Below are 15,125 nucleotides of genomic sequence, written 5' to 3'. Positions count from 1 at the left end.
CGCCGCCGACCGTTACGCCTGGTGAGTGAGCCGGCGAGCCGGGAGGTCCGTCAGGTGGCCCAGGCATGCACGTGGACCGGGTCGCCGACGGCGATCCGGCCGGGGCGCAGCACCGCGGCCTTCATGCCGAAGCTCACCCCGCCGTCCGGTTCGCGCCGGTAGTCGGCCAGGGTGCGGATCGGTTCCGGGCCGTCCCGGCGGCCGGTCTCCTGCTCGACCATGGGGACGGTGCAGCGCACGCACACCTTGGCGAAGCCCACCTCGACGCCGCCCAGGGCGGCCCGGCGCACCCGGTCCTCGGTGTGCGGCTCCGCCCATCCGGTGACCACCACGTTCGGCCGGAACCGGTTCATCGGCACCGGCTGCGCGCCGCGCTCGATGATCCGCGCGTTGAGGTGGTCCAGCGAGGACAGCGAGGCGACCAGCAGGGCGTGCCCGTCGGCGAACCCGGTGCTGCCCGGCGTCTCGCCGGAGGTGACCCGGTCGTGCTCGGGCGGCACCCGAACCAGCCGGCACCGCTCGCCGAGCACCGCGGAGCACCACTCCGCGGCCTCGTCGCCCTGGTCCACGCCCTTGCCGTCCCAGGCGAACACCGAGACCGCCAGGCGGGGACCGTCCACCCGCACGTCCAGAGCCAGGTCCGGCGCGCCGGGCGCGGACAGCACCAGCCGGGCACCGCCGCCGAGCACGCGGGGCCGGATCACCGCCATCGCCGGCCGGGTGCGCTGGCTGACGAACCCGCCGTCGGCGTCGACCAGCATGAAGCTGCGGTCGTGCGCCAGCCCGGTCGCGGTGACCTCGGCGTCGGTCACGGCGACGCCGGCGCAGCCCTTCACCGGGTAGGCGACCAGCGAGTCGATCGTCACTGCGGAAGCCACGGCAACGACGCTATCCCCGGTCACAGGATGGGGGCGGGCGCGTAGCCGGCGGCCTCCGGGTGCTCGGCGACGAGTTCGTCCACCCGGCGGACCACCGAGGCCACCTGCTCGCCGGCGGTGCCGGTGAACGACAGCGGCTCGGCCAGCAGCGCGTCCAGCGCCGGCCGGTCCAGCGGCAGCCGAGGGTCGGCGGCCAGCCGGTCGAACAGGTCGTTGCGCTCGGCACCCCGCTCCCGCATGGCCAGGGCCACGGCCACCGCGTGCTCCTTGATCACCTCGTGCGCGGTCTCCCGACCGACGCCGGCCCGCACCGCCGCGATCAGCACCTTGGTGGTGGCCAGGAACGGCAGGTAGCGGTCCAGCTCCCGACCGACCACCGCCGGGTAGGCGCCGAACTCGTCGACCACGGTGAGGATCGTTTCCAGCAGCCCGTCGAGTGCGAAGAACGCGTCCGGCAGCGCCACCCGGCGCACCACCGAGCAGGACACGTCGCCCTCGTTCCACTGGTCACCGGCCAGCTCGCCGACCATGGACAGGTAGCCGCGCAGCACCACGGCCAGCCCGTTGACCCGCTCGCATGAGCGCGTGTTCATCTTGTGCGGCATCGCCGAGGAACCCACCTGGCCGGGCTTGAATCCCTCGGTGACCAGCTCGTGCCCGGCCATCAGCCGGATCGTGGTAGCGAGGCTGGACGGCGCGGCGGCCACCTGGACCAGCGCGGACACCACGTCGAAGTCCAGCGACCGCGGGTACACCTGACCGACGCTGGTCAGCACGGTGGCGAAGCCAAGGTGGTGGGCCACCCGCTCCTCCAGCGCGGCCAGCTTCGCCGCGTCCCCGCCGAGCAGGTCCAGCATGTCCTGGGCGGTGCCCACCGGCCCCTTGATGCCGCGCAGCGGGTAGCGGTCCAGGAGCTCCTCCAGCCGCGCATGCGCGACCAGCAACTCGTCGGCGGCGGTGGCGAACCGCTTGCCCAGCGTGGTGGCCTGCGCGGCGACGTTGTGCGAGCGGCCGGCAATCACCAGTTCGGCGTGCTCGGCGGCGCGCCGGGCCAGCCGGGCCAGCAGCGCCACCACCCGGTCCCGGACGTGCTCCAGCGACCGGCGCACCTGCAACTGCTCCACGTTCTCGGTGAGGTCGCGGGAGGTCATGCCCTTGTGCACGTGCTCGTGCCCGGCCAGCGCGTTGAACTCCTCGATCCGCGCCTTGACGTCGTGCCGGGTGACCCGCTCCCGCTCGGCGATCGACGCGAGGTCGACGCGGTCGAGCACCCGCTGGTAGTCGGCGATCGCCCCGTCCGGCACGTCCACACCGAGTTCCGCCTGGGCCCGTAGCACGGCCAGCCAGAGCTCGCGCTCCAGCACGATCTTGTGCTCCGGCGACCACACGGTGGCCAGCTCGGGAGAGGCGTAGCGGGCGGCGAGCACGTCCGGGATGCGCGGCTTGACGGTCACGCGCCGAAGCCTACGTGCGCCGCCTGCGGTCAGGAGAGGGCGGCGCGCAGCATGCGGCGGGCCGCGCCACGCGGGTCCGGGTCCACCTCGATCAGCGCGTTCACCACCGCCCCGTCCACCAGGGCGACCAGCCGGTCCACCCGCTCCGCGTCGGCCGGCACCCCGGACTTGGCAAAGATCTCCAGCAGCAGCAGGTCCAGCTCGCGGCCCAGCCGGCGCATCAGCGGTCGCAGGTAGGGCCGCCGCCCGGTGGCCACCAGCCGCTCGTAGCGCAGCAGCACCGCCTCCGCGTCCCCGGCCTGCGACGCCGGGCCGAGCAGCAGGTCGAGCACGATCTCCACCAGCGAGTCCACCCCGCGCGGCCCGACAGCCAGCTCCGCCAGCCGGGCCCGGCCCCTGGCCAGCTCGGCGCGGGCGTGGTGCTCCACCGCGGCCTCGACCAGCTCGTCCAGGGACCGGAAGTAGTACGTGGTCGACGCCAGCGGTAGGCCGGCCCGGTCGGCGACCGCGCGGTGCCGGACCGCGTCGAAGCCGCCCTCCACCAGCAGCTCGGCCGCCGCCTCGACCAGCGCCTGACGCCGGCGCTCGCCCTTCGGCGTGCTCGCCGTGGTCATGGTGTCCGATGGTGCCAGGCCGGCCACCGCGGCACCCGCGCGGGTTTCGGCTGCTCAGCGCCGACCCGCCCGGGTGAGGCTCAGTAGCGGCTGGCCAGGTCGGCGGCGATCGCCGCGACCCGGTCGCCGAACGGCGCCCCGGTCGACCCGCGCTGCGCCTTGCTCACCACGGTGAGCTGGCCACCGCTGCGGGTGGTCACGCTGACCGTGGTGCTGCTCCCCGGGCCGGAGAACTGGGTCACCGACCGCTGCGCTCCGGCCGGCACCAGCACCACGGAGAACACGCCCAGGTCGTCCCCGTCCCGCACCAGGTAACCGGCGGCGCGGGCACCCTGCGGGCACTGGGCGTCCACCGCCACGGGCAGCCCGCCGGCGGCGGCGGCCGGGAGCTCGCCGGCGAGGGCGGCGGCGAGCTCCCGGTCCACCGGACCACACCCGCTCCGGGTGCCGTCGGCCCTCGGGCCGACCTCCCCGCCGGCGCCGCCCCCCTGCTCAGGCGTCGCCTCCGGGAAGCTGTGCGGGGCCGGCGTGCCGGGTACCGGCAGGCCGAAGGTGTTCATCGGGGGCCTGCCGTGCGTCGTGCTCTGCTCCGGGCCGCTCGCCACCTCGTGCGCGGGGCCATGCAGCAGGTCGGCGCCGGCCACCGCGCCGCCGACCAGCACGGCGACCCCGAGCGTCGAGCCGGCCACGATCGCGGTGCGCTGCCGGGCGCGGGCGCGCCGGGACGCGGCCACCACGTCCCGCTCGTCGAAGGACGCCGGCGGCGTGTCCCGCACCGCCGCCCGGAACACCTCCGCGAGTTCCCGCTCGTCCACGTCCGTCACCTCCTCGCCCCGTTCACGACGCCGGACGCAGGTCGTCCAGGGCGTCCCCCAGTTCGGTGCGCAGCGCCTCCAGCCCCCGCGCCGTCTGGCTTTTCACCGTGCCCTCGGTGCAGCCCAGCGCCTGCGCGGTGGCCGCGACGTCCAGGCCGTCGAGGAACCGCAGCACCAGCACCGCCCGCTGGCGCGGCGGCACCCGGCGCAGCGCCGGGATCAGCGCCTGCCGCAGCGCCACGGTCTCGCTCACGTCGGCGCCGGCCACCGGCACGTCCGGCATCTCGTCCACGAACCGCTCCCGCCGCCACGGCCGCCGCGACTCGTCGATCACCGCGCGCACCAGCGTGCGCCGCACGTAGGCGTCCAGCGCCCCGCGGTCCCGCACCTTGCGCCACCTCCGGTGCAGGGCGACGAACGCCGTCTGGGCAAGGTCGTCCGCCCGGTGCCAGTCCCCGCAGAGCAGGAATGCCGTCCTCCGCACGGCGTCCCGCCGGGCCGCGAAGTACTCCGCGAACTCCTGCTCGTCGCGCTGGTCCACGCGGACTCTCTCCGCTCGTCGTGCCTGCACCTACCGGACGGAACGCCCGCCGCCCACGGTTGCACGAACCGCGCCGGCGATCCACGTCACATTCCGATCATCGCATCATGCGGTGCAGCCGGCGCGGGTGTGATGTCATCGGATCGTGGCTACGCTCGCGCCGATCGACCTGCGGTCCGACACGGTCACCAAGCCGACGGAGAAGATGCGCGCGGCCATGGCGGCCGCCGAGGTCGGCGACAACGTGCTCGACCACGACCCGACCATTCGCCGGTTGGAGGAGCGGGTGGCCGAGTTGCTCGGCGTGCCCGCCGCGCTGTGGACGCCCAGCGGGTCGATGGGCAACCTCATCGCGCTGACCCTGCACCTGCGCCGCGGCGAGCGGTTCCTCGCCCCGCGCGGGGCGCACGTGCTGGACCACGAGCTGGGCACGGCCGCGTGGCTGGCCGGCGGCATGCCCGAGGTGCTGGACTGGGACGCCGCGCCCGGCCGCCCCTCGCCGGCCGCGGTCCGCGCCGCCGCCGGCGGGCCGGGACCGTACTACGCGCTGCGCACCACGCTGCTCTGCGTGGAGAACACGCACAACGCGGCGGGCGGCGTGGTCACCCCGGTCGAGGCGCACGCCGAACTCCTCGCCGCGGCCCGCGCGGCGGGCCTGCGGGTGCACCTGGACGGCGCGCGGATCTGGCACGCCGCCGTCGCGCTCGGCGTCAAGCCGTCCGCGCTGGTCGGCGACGTCGACTCGGTTCAGGTGTGCACCAGCAAGGGGCTCGGCGCGCCGGTGGGGTCGCTGGTCGCCGGATCGGTGGAGTTCGTCACCGAGGCGCGGCGGGTGCGCCAGATGCTCGGCGGCGGGGTGCGGCAGGGCGGGGTGCTTGCCGCGGCCGGCCTGGTGGCGCTGGACGGCATCGACCGGCTCGCCGAGGACCACGCGAACGCCGCCACGCTCGCCGACGGCCTGCGCGACCTCGGCTGGCGGGTGACCCGGCCGGAGACCAACATCGTGCTCGCCGAGGTGGCCGACCCGCCGGCCACCCTGCACCGGCTCGCCGGCCTGGGCGTGCTCGCCACCCCGATGTCCGGCCGCGTCCGGTTCGTCACCCACCGCGACGTCACCGCCGCGGACGTGCGGGAGGTGATCCGCCGGTTGGGCGCGGCGTAGTCTCACCGCTCCGGGTATGGCGATCTTGCAACCGGAGAGGGACGACGTGCACTGGGTGGTGTTCGACTACGGCGAGGTGATCAGCCGGCCGACCGCCGCGCTGCCCCGGCTGGCCGGGATGCTCGGGGTTTCGCCCGCCGACCTGCTTCCGGCGTACTGGGCCGAGCGGGACCGCTACGACCGCGGCTGCGGCGACACCGAGTACTGGCGCGCCGTGGGCCGGCGGCTCGGCGTGCGGGTGGACGACGACCTCGTCGCCGAGTTGGCGCGGGCGGACATCGCGGGGTGGCTGCACGCCGACCCGGGCACCCTGGCGCTGCTGGTCGAGCTGTCCGCCGCCGAGGTGCCGCTCGCACTGCTGTCCAACGCGTCGGCCTCCTTCGGCCGGGCCGCGGAGCGCCAGCCGTGGGCCGGGTTGTTCCGGCACCTGATGTTCTCCGGCGACCTGGGCATCGCCAAGCCGGACCCGGAGATCTGGCGTCAGCTTGTCGACCGGCTCGGCGCCCGCCCGGAGGACTGCCTGTTCCTGGACGACAAGCGGGTCAACGTGGACGGCGCGCGGCAGGCTGGGCTGCATGCCGCGCAGTGGACCAACCCCGGCCACATCCGTGCCCGGCTGGCCCAGTTCGGCGTGCTCCCGGCCGGTCGCTGAGCGCCCTCAGCTCAGGTGCGGTTCTTGATCGCGCCGTAGGCGGCGGTGCCGATGAACAGCACCCCGCCGATCACGGCCAGCCAGAACAGACCCTTGAGCAGCGCCCCCAGCACGGTCACCACGAGCCAGACGAGCAGCAGCACTCCGATGACGGCCCACACGGCGACCTCCCCTTCAGTCGTGAAAGAATCTTAACACGTAAAAGAACAGCCGGATGATCATACGCTGGGCAACCACTCGCCGAGCCGGCGCAACGCCTCGCGCACGTCTTCGGTGACGCCGGCGAAGGACATCCGCACGAACCGGCCGCCGTTGGCCGGGTCGAAGTCGATGCCGGGGACCACGGCGACACCGGTTTCGTCCAGCAGCCGCTGGCACAGCGCCATCGAGTCCTCGCCGAGGTGGGAGACGTCGGCGTAGGCGTAGAAGGCACCGTCCGCCGGGGCGAGCCGGGTGATGCCCAGCTCGGTGAGCCCGGCGAGCAGCAGGTCGCGGTTGGTGCGGTAGCGGGCCACGTGCGCGTCGGCCTCGGCGTAGGACTCGGGGTCGAACGCGGCGACCGCCGCGTGCTGGGCCAGCGTGGGCGGGCAGACGGTGAAGTTGCCGGCCAGGCAGTCCACCGCGCGCAGCAGCCGGTGCGGCAGCAGCATCCAGCCCAGCCGCCACCCGGTCATCGCGAAGTACTTGGAGAAGCTGTTCACCACGACGGCGTCCCGCGAGGTGGCCCACGCGCAGCCGCTGCGCCGGCCGAAGTTGATCCCGTCGTAGATCTCGTCGGAGACGAACTGGACGTCGTGCTCGGCGCACCACCCGGCCAGCTCGGCCAGTTCCGCCGGGTCCAGCACGGTGCCGGTCGGGTTGGCGGGGCTGGCCACCACCAGGCCGCGCACCGGCGCCTCCAGCGCCTCGAGTTGCTCCACCGTGGGGTGGAACCGGGTTTCCGGGCCGCAGTCCAGCTCCACCACCTCGCAGCCCAGCGCGCGCAGGATGTTGCGGTAGGCCGGGTAGCCGGGGCGGGGCAGCGCCACCCGGTCCCCGGCGTCGAACGCGGCGAGGAAGGCGAGCAGGAAGGCGCCGGACGAGCCGGTGGTCACCACCACCTCGTCCGGTGACACGTCGAGATCGTGTCGGCGGGCGTAGTGCCCGGCGATCGCCTCGCGCAGTTCCGGCATGCCGAGGTTCTCGGTGTAGCCGAGCGGATGCTCGCGCAGCGCCCGCTCGGCGGCGGCGAGCACCGGCGCGGGCGCCGGGCTGGACGGCTGCCCGGCGGCCAGGGACACCACGTCGCCCTTGACCCGCTGGCGGCGCGCCGCCGCGGACAGCACCTCCATCACGTGGAACGGCGGAACGGAGGCACGGGCGGCGGCGGTCATCCGGCTGGTGCTGTGCAGCATGACGCCAGCCTAGGTGCCGCGCCGCCCACGGCCGGACGGAGATCCGCCCCGTCCGAGGACCCCGGGCGGGCGGCCGTCAGTGCCTGTTCCGCGAGCGCGCGGCGCGATCGCGGCGCCGGGGCACAGCCTGTCAGTAGCCGCGGTATCCGCCGCCGTGCTCCATGCTCTGGATGCCCGGCACGTTGGACACCGAGCCGTACCGCGCGATCGCGTACCGGACCCCGGCGATAATGTTGTCCACCGGGTTCCAGATATCGTCGTGCCCAGGCAACTTGTAGGCGTTGAACGTCGAGTCGATTGTTTGCATCAACCCTTTTGACGGGTGCCCAGCGGCGGCATTCGAATCCCAATTGTTGATCGCATGCGGATTTCCACCGGATTCGTGTTGGATAATCGCCCAGATCTGGTCCGGGCTCATTTTGTCCACCGGGACGCCCTGGGCGCGGAGGATTTCGATGGCCTGCTCGATCCAGTCCTTGACCTGGCCGCTGGGCGCCGCGAAACCGGGCGACGGCGGGCCGCCGCTGTCCCCACCGCCGCCGTACCCGCCACCGCCGTACCCGCCACCGCCGTACCCGCCACCGCCGTACCCGCCGTACCCGCTGCCGTGCGCCGCGAGGGCCTGGTAACCACCGCCGTCACCGGCGCCGGCAGCCACGCCCCCGCCGGGCCCGCCCGGCGCGCCACCGGGTGCACCCGGTGCGCCTCCCGCGCTCTGCGGGTCGGTGACCTGCGGTGGGGCGGCGGTCGGCTGCCAGTCGATGGTGCGGCCGGGCGCGGGCACGAAGGGCTGCGTATTCGGATCGGCCAGGCTGGAGAACTTCGGGGAGATGGCGCCGGCGTGGCCGTTGAGCCTGCCCAGCGCGGTGGCCAGTGCGTGGTCGGCCTCGGCCACCTTGGGTCGGGCGTCGCCCGCGGCCTCGGCGCACAGCCGCTCGATCGCGGCGTTCGTCTCGTCCGGCGAGTCGTGCTCGTGCTGCGCCCGGTACTGGCGGACCTGGCCGAGCAGCCGCTCGCAGATGTTATCCACCGAGGCCCTGGCGCTCTCCAGTGCATCGGCGGCGGAGTTCAGGTCGCCGGCCGCGCTGGTCAGCGCCTGCTGCAGGGACGCGCCGGCGTTGCCGAACCCGGCCATGTAGGCGACGAACCCGTCGGCGGAGCCGCCCTGCCACGCGCCGTCGAGTTGGGCCACCGAGTTCTTCACCGCCGTGTCGCACTCGCCGCACCTGCTCGCCGCATCGGTCCAGTGCCTGGCGATCTGCCGGATGGCCTCCGGCTGGGCGCCGTCCACCTTGTCCGCGAGATCGGCCAGGGCCTGCCCGCCCGGCAGCGCCGCCACCTCGTCCTTCGCACCCACCTCGAGTCCTCCCCGTCACTCGTGTTCGCGGCGGTGCCGGTCAGGCCGGACGCCGGAACGTGTGCCGGTTGGCGTCCTCGACGTTGCCGACCGAGGACAGCACCGCGTCCAGCGCGCGTTCCACCTTGCCGAGCAGCCGCTCCGCCGCCGCGAACTCGGCCGCCGCCGTGCCGTTGAGGCTGTCGACCGCGGCGGAGAGGCCTGCCGAGTTGGCCAGCTTGCCGAAGATCGCGGCGTTGCCGCCGACGTGCGCGAAGCCGTCGCCCAGGCCGCCGAACTGGCTGGCCTGCGTGCTCGCCATGGTGCGGCACTGCTCGATGGCGTCGGCGTTGTACTTCGAGACCGCCACGGCCCTTACCCCCTCCTGCGCAGCCGCCACCACGTCTGACGCGCGGCCGCACGTGGTGGTTCCGGAAGAACTCTAGATCGCCGGGGCCGCCCGGTGAGCCGTTTCTTACCGGCCGGAAGCCCGGTCAGGCCGGCTCGTCGAGCAACGCCCGGACGTGCCCGGCCAGCGTGGCCGGGTCGGCCGGACCCACCGTGGTGCGCGGCGGATCGCCGGCGCGGTGGGCCGCGATCAGGTACCGGCCGGCCGGGGTGTCGTGCACGGCGACGCCCCGCGCGAGGCGGCGCCGGCGCCCGCGGCCGTCCCGCAGCGCGGCGCCGAACCGGCCGCGCCGGAGAATGCCCTCGGTCATCGCCGCCAGCGCGCGCAGCGCCTCCGCCGGCACGCCCCCGCCGCGCAGGTGATCGGCGATCGGCAGCAGCGCGCCCCCGGCGTCGTGTGCGGCCGCGTCCACGTCGTCGACCGGCAGCGAGACCGCCGAACCCGGTCCGGGTGGGTGCGGCGGCAGCAGCCCGACGATCTGCTCGGCGAGGGTGCCGGGGCCGACCGGCCGGAGGCGCACCGTGCCGCCGGCCCGCTCGGCCAGCACGGCGTCGTCCTCCCCGGCGGCGGTGAGCCCGCGCACCGCGTTCCGGCCGATGCCGAACCGCAGGTCGATGGACCGGCGGGGCCGGGCCAGCAGCCGCAGCGCGCCAGCGAACCAGGGTTCCAGCCCGCGCCGGCCCGCGGCGCCGAGGGCGCGCAGTTCGGCCCATGCCGATCGGCGGACGAGTTCGCGCTCCTCCGGGTGCGTTCCCTCGGCGGGCACGTACAGCACGATCGGCATCGCGGGCAGGGCGAGATGTTCCCACGCCACCTGGTAGGCGGTGGCGGACAGCGAAACGGTGGTCTGCTGGAGGATCACGGCTGGCTCCGTCCAGGGCACCGCCGGGTTCGGCCGGATGGCGGGCGCCGGCGGCCGGTGCGCGGCACGGCCCCCATGCTCGAGGTAGGCGGGCGGGCGAGCAGCGCGGGCGGGGCAACACCGCCCGGTGGAGTGATCTCGGCGGTTGCCGGTGCGCCGCACCCGGGTACCTGCGTCGATGGTTGCGGGTCGCCGTCGACCATCGCCCACCTCCGTCGTGGTCCGCGAGGGTGGTGACGGTGGGCCGGGGGCGGCGGTTCCGCGCCGGTAAGGAATTGCTCCACCCGGAGCAGCGGTCACGCCGCGCGTCGGCGCCTGGTGCGGACGCACGTCGTGATCGCGTCGCCCGGGGCGCGGAGGTGGCAGGGCAGCCCGGGTCCGGAGCGGGTCAGACCTCGTCGAGCAGGTCCCAGACGCAGCCGGCCAGGCGAAGGTTGTCCGCCGGGCCGATGGTGGTCCACGTCCGGCCGTGCACGTCGCGCCGGGCCAGGTTCAGGTACCGCCCGCGCGGGGTGTCGTGGAAGGCCACCACCCGGTCGGCGCGGACCGCCGGCCGGCCGGAACGGGTGCTCTCCGCACCGAACCGTCCGCGGGTGGCGATGCCCTCGCACATCGCGGCCAGGACTCGCGCGTCGGCACCGGGCACGCCACGGACGGCCAGTTCGTCCGCGAACCCGCCGGGGGCGGCGGCCGCGGCGTCCAGGATCTCGGTGGGCAGGCTCACCGGTTCGCCGAATCCGGCGGGGACGTCGCCGGCGACCGAGACGGCGGCCTCGGCCAGCGCCGTGTCCCTGGTTTCCACCAGGAAGACCGTGTCGCCGTCGATGACCGCGAGCATGGCCTGCTCGCCGCGGGCCGCGGCGAGCGCGCTGGTCTCCCGGTCGGACCGTACCAGGATGTCCACGCACACCTCCGGATGCGCGAGTATGGCGAGCCGGTCGGCGAGTTCCGGGACCGCGCGCCGGCCCCTGGCCAGGCCCCGGTCGGCCAGCGAGGCCCACGCCTTCTCGGTGAGGGTGGCCCGCTCCGCCTCGGTGCGGCCAAGCGGGGGCAGGGTGAGCGCGGCGTGCGGGTCGGGAAGCCGCTCACCGTCCCACAACACGCCGAACTCAAGCGTGGACAGCACAAGGCTGCCGGTACCGGTCACCGCGGCGGAACGTTCCCGGGAGCGCGCCCTGCCCGGCGGCCAACGGCCGGAACGGCAGCGTCGGCCCGGCGGTAGGCGGTCGGGACGGTCGCGCCCCGGCCCCGTGCCCGCGGCAGGACCGCCATGAGTACCCCCATACGCTCGCCTACCCGTTCGGCTTCACCCGGACAGGTTACTCACCCGGATGTGAGGCATACCTGAGTTGGGACGCGGCCGAGCGGCGGATGGTTCCGGTTCCGGTTGCCCGGCCGAACGGCGATGTCGTCCGGCGAACGCGGGTCGGGCTCAGTGCCTGTTCCTGGACGCGCGCCGCGATCGTGTCGCCGGGGCTCGCAGTAACCGGGCACGCTCCGGTTTGTCCTGGTAGCTCGCCCCGACCCCACGATCCCAGGGGCTTCGCCCCGGCGCGTTCGGCGGCTCCGCGGCGGGAAACGCCGTCAGGACGGCACCGGGACGGAGACGTCGCCGCGCACCGCGCGCAGCGCGATGTCGGTGCGATGGTGCGAGCCGGTCAGGTGCACGGCGGCGACCCGCCGGTAGGCGTCCTCGCGGGCGGCGGCGAGGTCGGCGCCGATGCCGACCACCGACAGCACCCGCCCGCCGGAGGAGACCACGGCGCCGTCGTCCCGGCGGCGGGTGCCGGCGTGCAGCACGCCCTCGGCGTCGGCGCCGGTGATCACGTCGCCGGTGCGGGGCCGCCCGGGGTAGCCCTCGGCGGCGATCACCACGGTCACCGCCGCGCCGGGCCGCCAGGCGAGCGGTGGCAGGTCGGCGAGCCGGCCCTCGGCGGTGGCCAGCAGCACGCCGGCCAGCGGGGTGTCCAGCAGGGCGAGCACCGCCTGGGTCTCCGGGTCGCCGAACCGGCAGTTGAACTCGATCACCTGGGGGCCGGTGGAGGTCAGCGCCAGGCCGGCGTAGAGCAGCCCGGAGAACGGGGTGCCGCGCGCGGCCAGTTCCTCGACGGTGGGCCGGACGATGCGGGTGACCACGTCGTCGACGAGTTTCTCGGGCGCCCACGGCAGCGGCGCGTAGGCGCCCATCCCGCCGGTGTTCGGCCCGGTGTCGCCGTCGCCGACCCGCTTGAAGTCCTGGGCGGGCAGCAGTGGCACCACGGTGGTCCCGTCGACCAGGCAGAACAGCGAGGCCTCCGGACCGTCCAGATAGGACTCCAGGACCACGGGGTGGCCGCCGTCCAGCAGGGTCATCGCGTGCGCCCTGGCGGCCGGCCGGTCCGGGGTGACCACCACGCCCTTGCCCGCGGCCAGCCCGTCGTCCTTGACCACGAAGGTGGGGCCGAACCGGGCCAGCGCGGCGTCCAGGTTTGCCGGGTTGTCCACCACGGCACTGTCCGCGGTGGGCACGCCGGCCGCGCGCATCACGTCCTTGGCGAACGCCTTGGAGCCCTCGATCCGGGCGGCCGCCCGGGACGGCCCGAAGCACGGGATGCCGGCGGCGCGCACCGCGTCCGCCGCGCCGGCGACCAGCGGGACCTCGGGGCCGATCACCACGAGGTCGGCCCGCCACTGCCTGGCCAGGGCGGCCACCGCCGCCGGGTCGGCCACGTCGACCGCGGCGGCCTCGGCCACCGCGGCGATGCCCGCGTTACCCGGCGCGCACGCCAGCGCGGTTACCCGGGGGTCCCGCGCGAGGGCGAGAACGAGGGCATGTTCGCGGGCACCGGATCCGATCACCAGGACACGCACGACTGGCCAGAATAGTCGGCGGCACCGGGTCCACCAGCCGCGGGGCGCGTGGCGCACCGCCGCCCGGGTGGCCCGCCGGGAGTCAGCCGGCGGTATCGGCTGCGCCCGATGGTGCAGCCCCGGGCAAGCCGGCGGGACGGTCGGCCGGTGCTCAGACGAGCCGGTCGTCCACGTAGCACCATCGCCAGTCCTCGCCGGGTTCGAAGGATCGGATCACCGGATGATTCGAGTGCCGGTAGTGCGCGGTCGCATGCCGGTGCGGGCTGGAGTCACAGCAGCCGACATGTCCACACGTCAGACACATCCTCAGGTGCACCCAGCCCCGCTCGCCCAGGGCCATGCATTCGGCACAGCCCTCCGGGGTGCCCGGCCGCACCCCCTCGATGAGTTCCGAAACGTGCTGGCATCCCATCCGCGAACCTCCCCTGCGCGGTTGCGGTATCCCCCTCATCCTTACCCCGTCATCCTCGCCCGCGCCGGGTACCGCGTCGGCGGATCGGCACCGGCTTCCGGGCGGGGGACACCGGTGTGACCACACGCGTCCATGCGGTGGCAGGGGGTGGTCGGGATGTCCGGCGTTGAGATGCTCGCGCTGCTCGCCGGGTCGCTGGCAGTGGCCGCGGTGGCCCGGCGCCTGGGGTGGTCGGCGCCGCTGTTGCTGGTGGCCGTCGGGCTGGTCATCTCGTTGGTGCCGGGGATTCCCGCGCCGGCGCTCGACCCCCACCTCGTCCTCGCCCTGATCCTGCCGCCGCTGCTCTACTCGGCCGCGCTGGACAGCTCCTACCTGGGGTTCCGGGCCAATGTCCGGCCGATCGCGCTGCTCGCGGTGGCCCTGGTGCTGGTGACCACGGTGGTGGTCGGCGTGGTCGCGCATCTGGTGCTGCCCGGCCTACCGCTGTCCTCGGCCATGGTGCTGGGCGCGGTGGTGGCTCCGACCGACGCGGTGGCCGCGGTGGCCATCGGCCGCCAGCTCGGGCTGCCCCGCCGGGTGATCACCGTGCTCAGCGGGGAGAGCATGGTCAACGACGGCACCGCGCTGACCGTGTACAAGGTGGCGGTCGCGGCGGTGGTCGGGGCGGGGGTGTCCTGGCTGCGCGGGCTGGGCGAGTTCGCGCTCGCCATGGTCGGGGGTGTCGTCGTCGGGTTGGCCGCCGCGCTGGTGGTGCATGCGGTGCGGCAGCGGCTGGCGAACGCGGTGCTGGAGTGCGCGCTCGGGCTTCTGGTGCCGTTCGGCACCTATCTGGCCGCCGAGGAGGTCGGCGCCTCCGGCGTGCTCGCCGTCGTCGTGGCCGGGCTGTACCTGGGGCACAACGCGCCGCGTGCCGGGTATGCCGTGCGGTTGCAGGAGACGGCGGTGTGGCGCGCGCTGGACGTGCTGTTGGAGTCGCTGGTCTTCGGGCTGATCGGGCTCTCGGTGCGGGCCGTGGCCGCGGGGGTGGGCGGAGCGGGGTGGTCGGGCACCACGCTCGTCGTGGCCTGCGCGGCGGTGCTGGCGGCGACCATCCTGGTGCGGATCGGGTGGGTCTTCCTGGCCACCTACCTGCCGCGCTGGGCCTCGCCGCGGTTGCGGGCCAGGGACCCGGTGCCGTGGCAGGCGCCGATGCTGGTCGGCTGGTCCGGGATGCGCGGCGTGGTCACGCTGGCGGCGGTTGCGGCGCTGCCTGCCGCCACCGGCGCGGGGACCCCGTTCCCAGGGCGGGACGCGATCGTCCTGCTGGCCTTCGTGGTCACGGTGGGCACGCTGCTGATCCACGGGCTGTCCCTGCCCTGGATTATCCGCACGCTCCGGCTGGGCGGTGGCGAGGCGCAACGCGACGCGCTGGCCGAGGCGGAGATCCAGCACCGGGCCGCGCGGACCGCACTGGACCGGCTCGACGCGGAGATCAGTGCGGAGACACCGCCGGAACACGTGGTGCGGCGCCTGCGGGCGATCGCCGAACTGCGCGGCAACGCGGCGTGGGAACGGCTGGGCCGCCAGGAGTTGGAGAGCCCGGCCGCCACGTTCCGCCGGCTGCGCCGCACGATGCTCAACGCCGAGCGCGAGGTGTTCGTGGCGGCGCGGGACGCCGGCCGGATCGATGACGAGGTGCTCCGCACCGTGCTGCGTGAGCTGGACCTGGAGGAGGCCGCCCTGTCCCGGGAGTGAACCCGGCGACCG

General features: G+C 74.8%; 16 protein-coding genes. 3 read left to right on the top strand and 13 right to left on the bottom strand.

Features of this window, described 5'->3' with window-relative positions; genetic code table 11:
* Positions 1 to 50: 50 nt before the first annotated feature.
* The 5 genes from FFT21_RS18540 to FFT21_RS18520 all read right to left on the bottom strand — a co-directional run bounded on the left by FFT21_RS18540 (position 51) and on the right by FFT21_RS18520 (position 4,302).
* Positions 51 to 878, bottom strand: a complete 828-nt coding sequence (locus FFT21_RS18540; RefSeq protein ID WP_225978539.1) for an MOSC domain-containing protein — start codon at positions 876 to 878, stop codon at positions 51 to 53.
* A gap of 20 nt (positions 879 to 898) precedes the next feature.
* Positions 899 to 2,332 carry an adenylosuccinate lyase gene (purB, locus tag FFT21_RS18535; RefSeq protein WP_137815165.1) on the bottom strand — a complete coding sequence of 478 codons (1,434 nt, stop codon included), beginning with the start codon at positions 2,330 to 2,332 and terminating at the stop codon, positions 899 to 901.
* 29 nt (positions 2,333 to 2,361) lie between these two features.
* Entirely contained in the window at positions 2,362 to 2,946 is a 585-nt protein-coding gene (locus FFT21_RS18530; protein WP_137815164.1) for a TetR/AcrR family transcriptional regulator, read from the bottom strand.
* An 80-nt stretch (positions 2,947 to 3,026) separates the two neighbouring features.
* The gene (locus FFT21_RS18525) at positions 3,027 to 3,770 is read right to left on the bottom strand and encodes a hypothetical protein (protein WP_137815163.1); all 744 of its coding nucleotides are present in this window, start codon (positions 3,768 to 3,770) and stop codon (positions 3,027 to 3,029) included.
* Between the two features lie 13 nt (positions 3,771 to 3,783).
* Positions 3,784 to 4,302: a SigE family RNA polymerase sigma factor gene (locus FFT21_RS18520; protein ID WP_137815162.1), complete on the bottom strand. Its 519-nt coding sequence runs from the start codon at positions 4,300 to 4,302 to the stop codon at positions 3,784 to 3,786.
* 145 nt (positions 4,303 to 4,447) lie between these two features.
* Between FFT21_RS18520 and FFT21_RS18515 the strand changes: the two genes are divergently transcribed.
* Together FFT21_RS18515 and FFT21_RS18510 are read left to right on the top strand one after the other, a co-directional pair.
* On the top strand, positions 4,448 to 5,464 hold the full coding sequence (locus FFT21_RS18515; protein WP_137815161.1) for a GntG family PLP-dependent aldolase: 1,017 nt from the start codon (positions 4,448 to 4,450) through the stop codon (positions 5,462 to 5,464).
* Between the two features lie 16 nt (positions 5,465 to 5,480).
* On the top strand, positions 5,481 to 6,116 hold the full coding sequence (locus FFT21_RS18510) for an HAD family hydrolase (RefSeq protein WP_137815160.1): 636 nt from the start codon (positions 5,481 to 5,483) through the stop codon (positions 6,114 to 6,116).
* Between the two features lie 11 nt (positions 6,117 to 6,127).
* Here FFT21_RS18510 and FFT21_RS29230 read toward each other — a convergent pair whose 3' ends face one another.
* From FFT21_RS29230 to FFT21_RS18475, 8 genes are all read right to left on the bottom strand, one after another.
* Positions 6,128 to 6,277, bottom strand: coding sequence for a hypothetical protein (locus FFT21_RS29230; RefSeq protein ID WP_192909622.1), 150 nt, complete (start codon positions 6,275 to 6,277; stop codon positions 6,128 to 6,130).
* A 57-nt stretch (positions 6,278 to 6,334) separates the two neighbouring features.
* Entirely contained in the window at positions 6,335 to 7,510 is a 1,176-nt protein-coding gene (locus FFT21_RS18505; protein ID WP_137815159.1) for a pyridoxal phosphate-dependent aminotransferase, read from the bottom strand.
* 130 nt (positions 7,511 to 7,640) lie between these two features.
* A complete protein-coding gene (locus FFT21_RS18500) occupies positions 7,641 to 8,867 on the bottom strand; it encodes a transglycosylase SLT domain-containing protein (protein WP_137815158.1) in 1,227 nt (408 codons plus the stop codon).
* 40 nt (positions 8,868 to 8,907) lie between these two features.
* The gene (locus tag FFT21_RS18495; RefSeq protein WP_137815157.1) at positions 8,908 to 9,216 is read right to left on the bottom strand and encodes a hypothetical protein; all 309 of its coding nucleotides are present in this window, start codon (positions 9,214 to 9,216) and stop codon (positions 8,908 to 8,910) included.
* A gap of 124 nt (positions 9,217 to 9,340) precedes the next feature.
* Positions 9,341 to 10,117 carry an ESX secretion-associated protein EspG gene (locus FFT21_RS18490; RefSeq protein ID WP_137815156.1) on the bottom strand — a complete coding sequence of 259 codons (777 nt, stop codon included), beginning with the start codon at positions 10,115 to 10,117 and terminating at the stop codon, positions 9,341 to 9,343.
* Between the two features lie 388 nt (positions 10,118 to 10,505).
* Positions 10,506 to 11,264: an ESX secretion-associated protein EspG gene (locus FFT21_RS18485; protein WP_137815155.1), complete on the bottom strand. Its 759-nt coding sequence runs from the start codon at positions 11,262 to 11,264 to the stop codon at positions 10,506 to 10,508.
* A gap of 437 nt (positions 11,265 to 11,701) precedes the next feature.
* Positions 11,702 to 12,967: a phosphoribosylamine--glycine ligase gene (gene purD, locus FFT21_RS18480; RefSeq protein WP_137815154.1), complete on the bottom strand. Its 1,266-nt coding sequence runs from the start codon at positions 12,965 to 12,967 to the stop codon at positions 11,702 to 11,704.
* A gap of 151 nt (positions 12,968 to 13,118) precedes the next feature.
* On the bottom strand, positions 13,119 to 13,379 hold the full coding sequence (locus tag FFT21_RS18475; RefSeq protein WP_137815153.1) for a UBP-type zinc finger domain-containing protein: 261 nt from the start codon (positions 13,377 to 13,379) through the stop codon (positions 13,119 to 13,121).
* Positions 13,380 to 13,535: 156 nt separating this feature from the next.
* Between FFT21_RS18475 and FFT21_RS18470 the strand changes: the two genes are divergently transcribed.
* Positions 13,536 to 15,113 (top strand): Na+/H+ antiporter, encoded by a 1,578-nt coding sequence (locus tag FFT21_RS18470; RefSeq protein ID WP_137815152.1) that lies wholly within the window; start codon positions 13,536 to 13,538, stop codon positions 15,111 to 15,113.
* Positions 15,114 to 15,125: the final 12 nt, after the last annotated feature.

This window comes from Gandjariella thermophila (assembly GCF_005405885.1).
Lineage (GTDB): Bacteria > Actinomycetota > Actinomycetes > Mycobacteriales > Pseudonocardiaceae > Gandjariella > Gandjariella thermophila.
The sequence above is the reverse complement of the archived record's forward strand: the minus strand, read 5'-3'. Positions and strand labels throughout refer to the sequence as shown.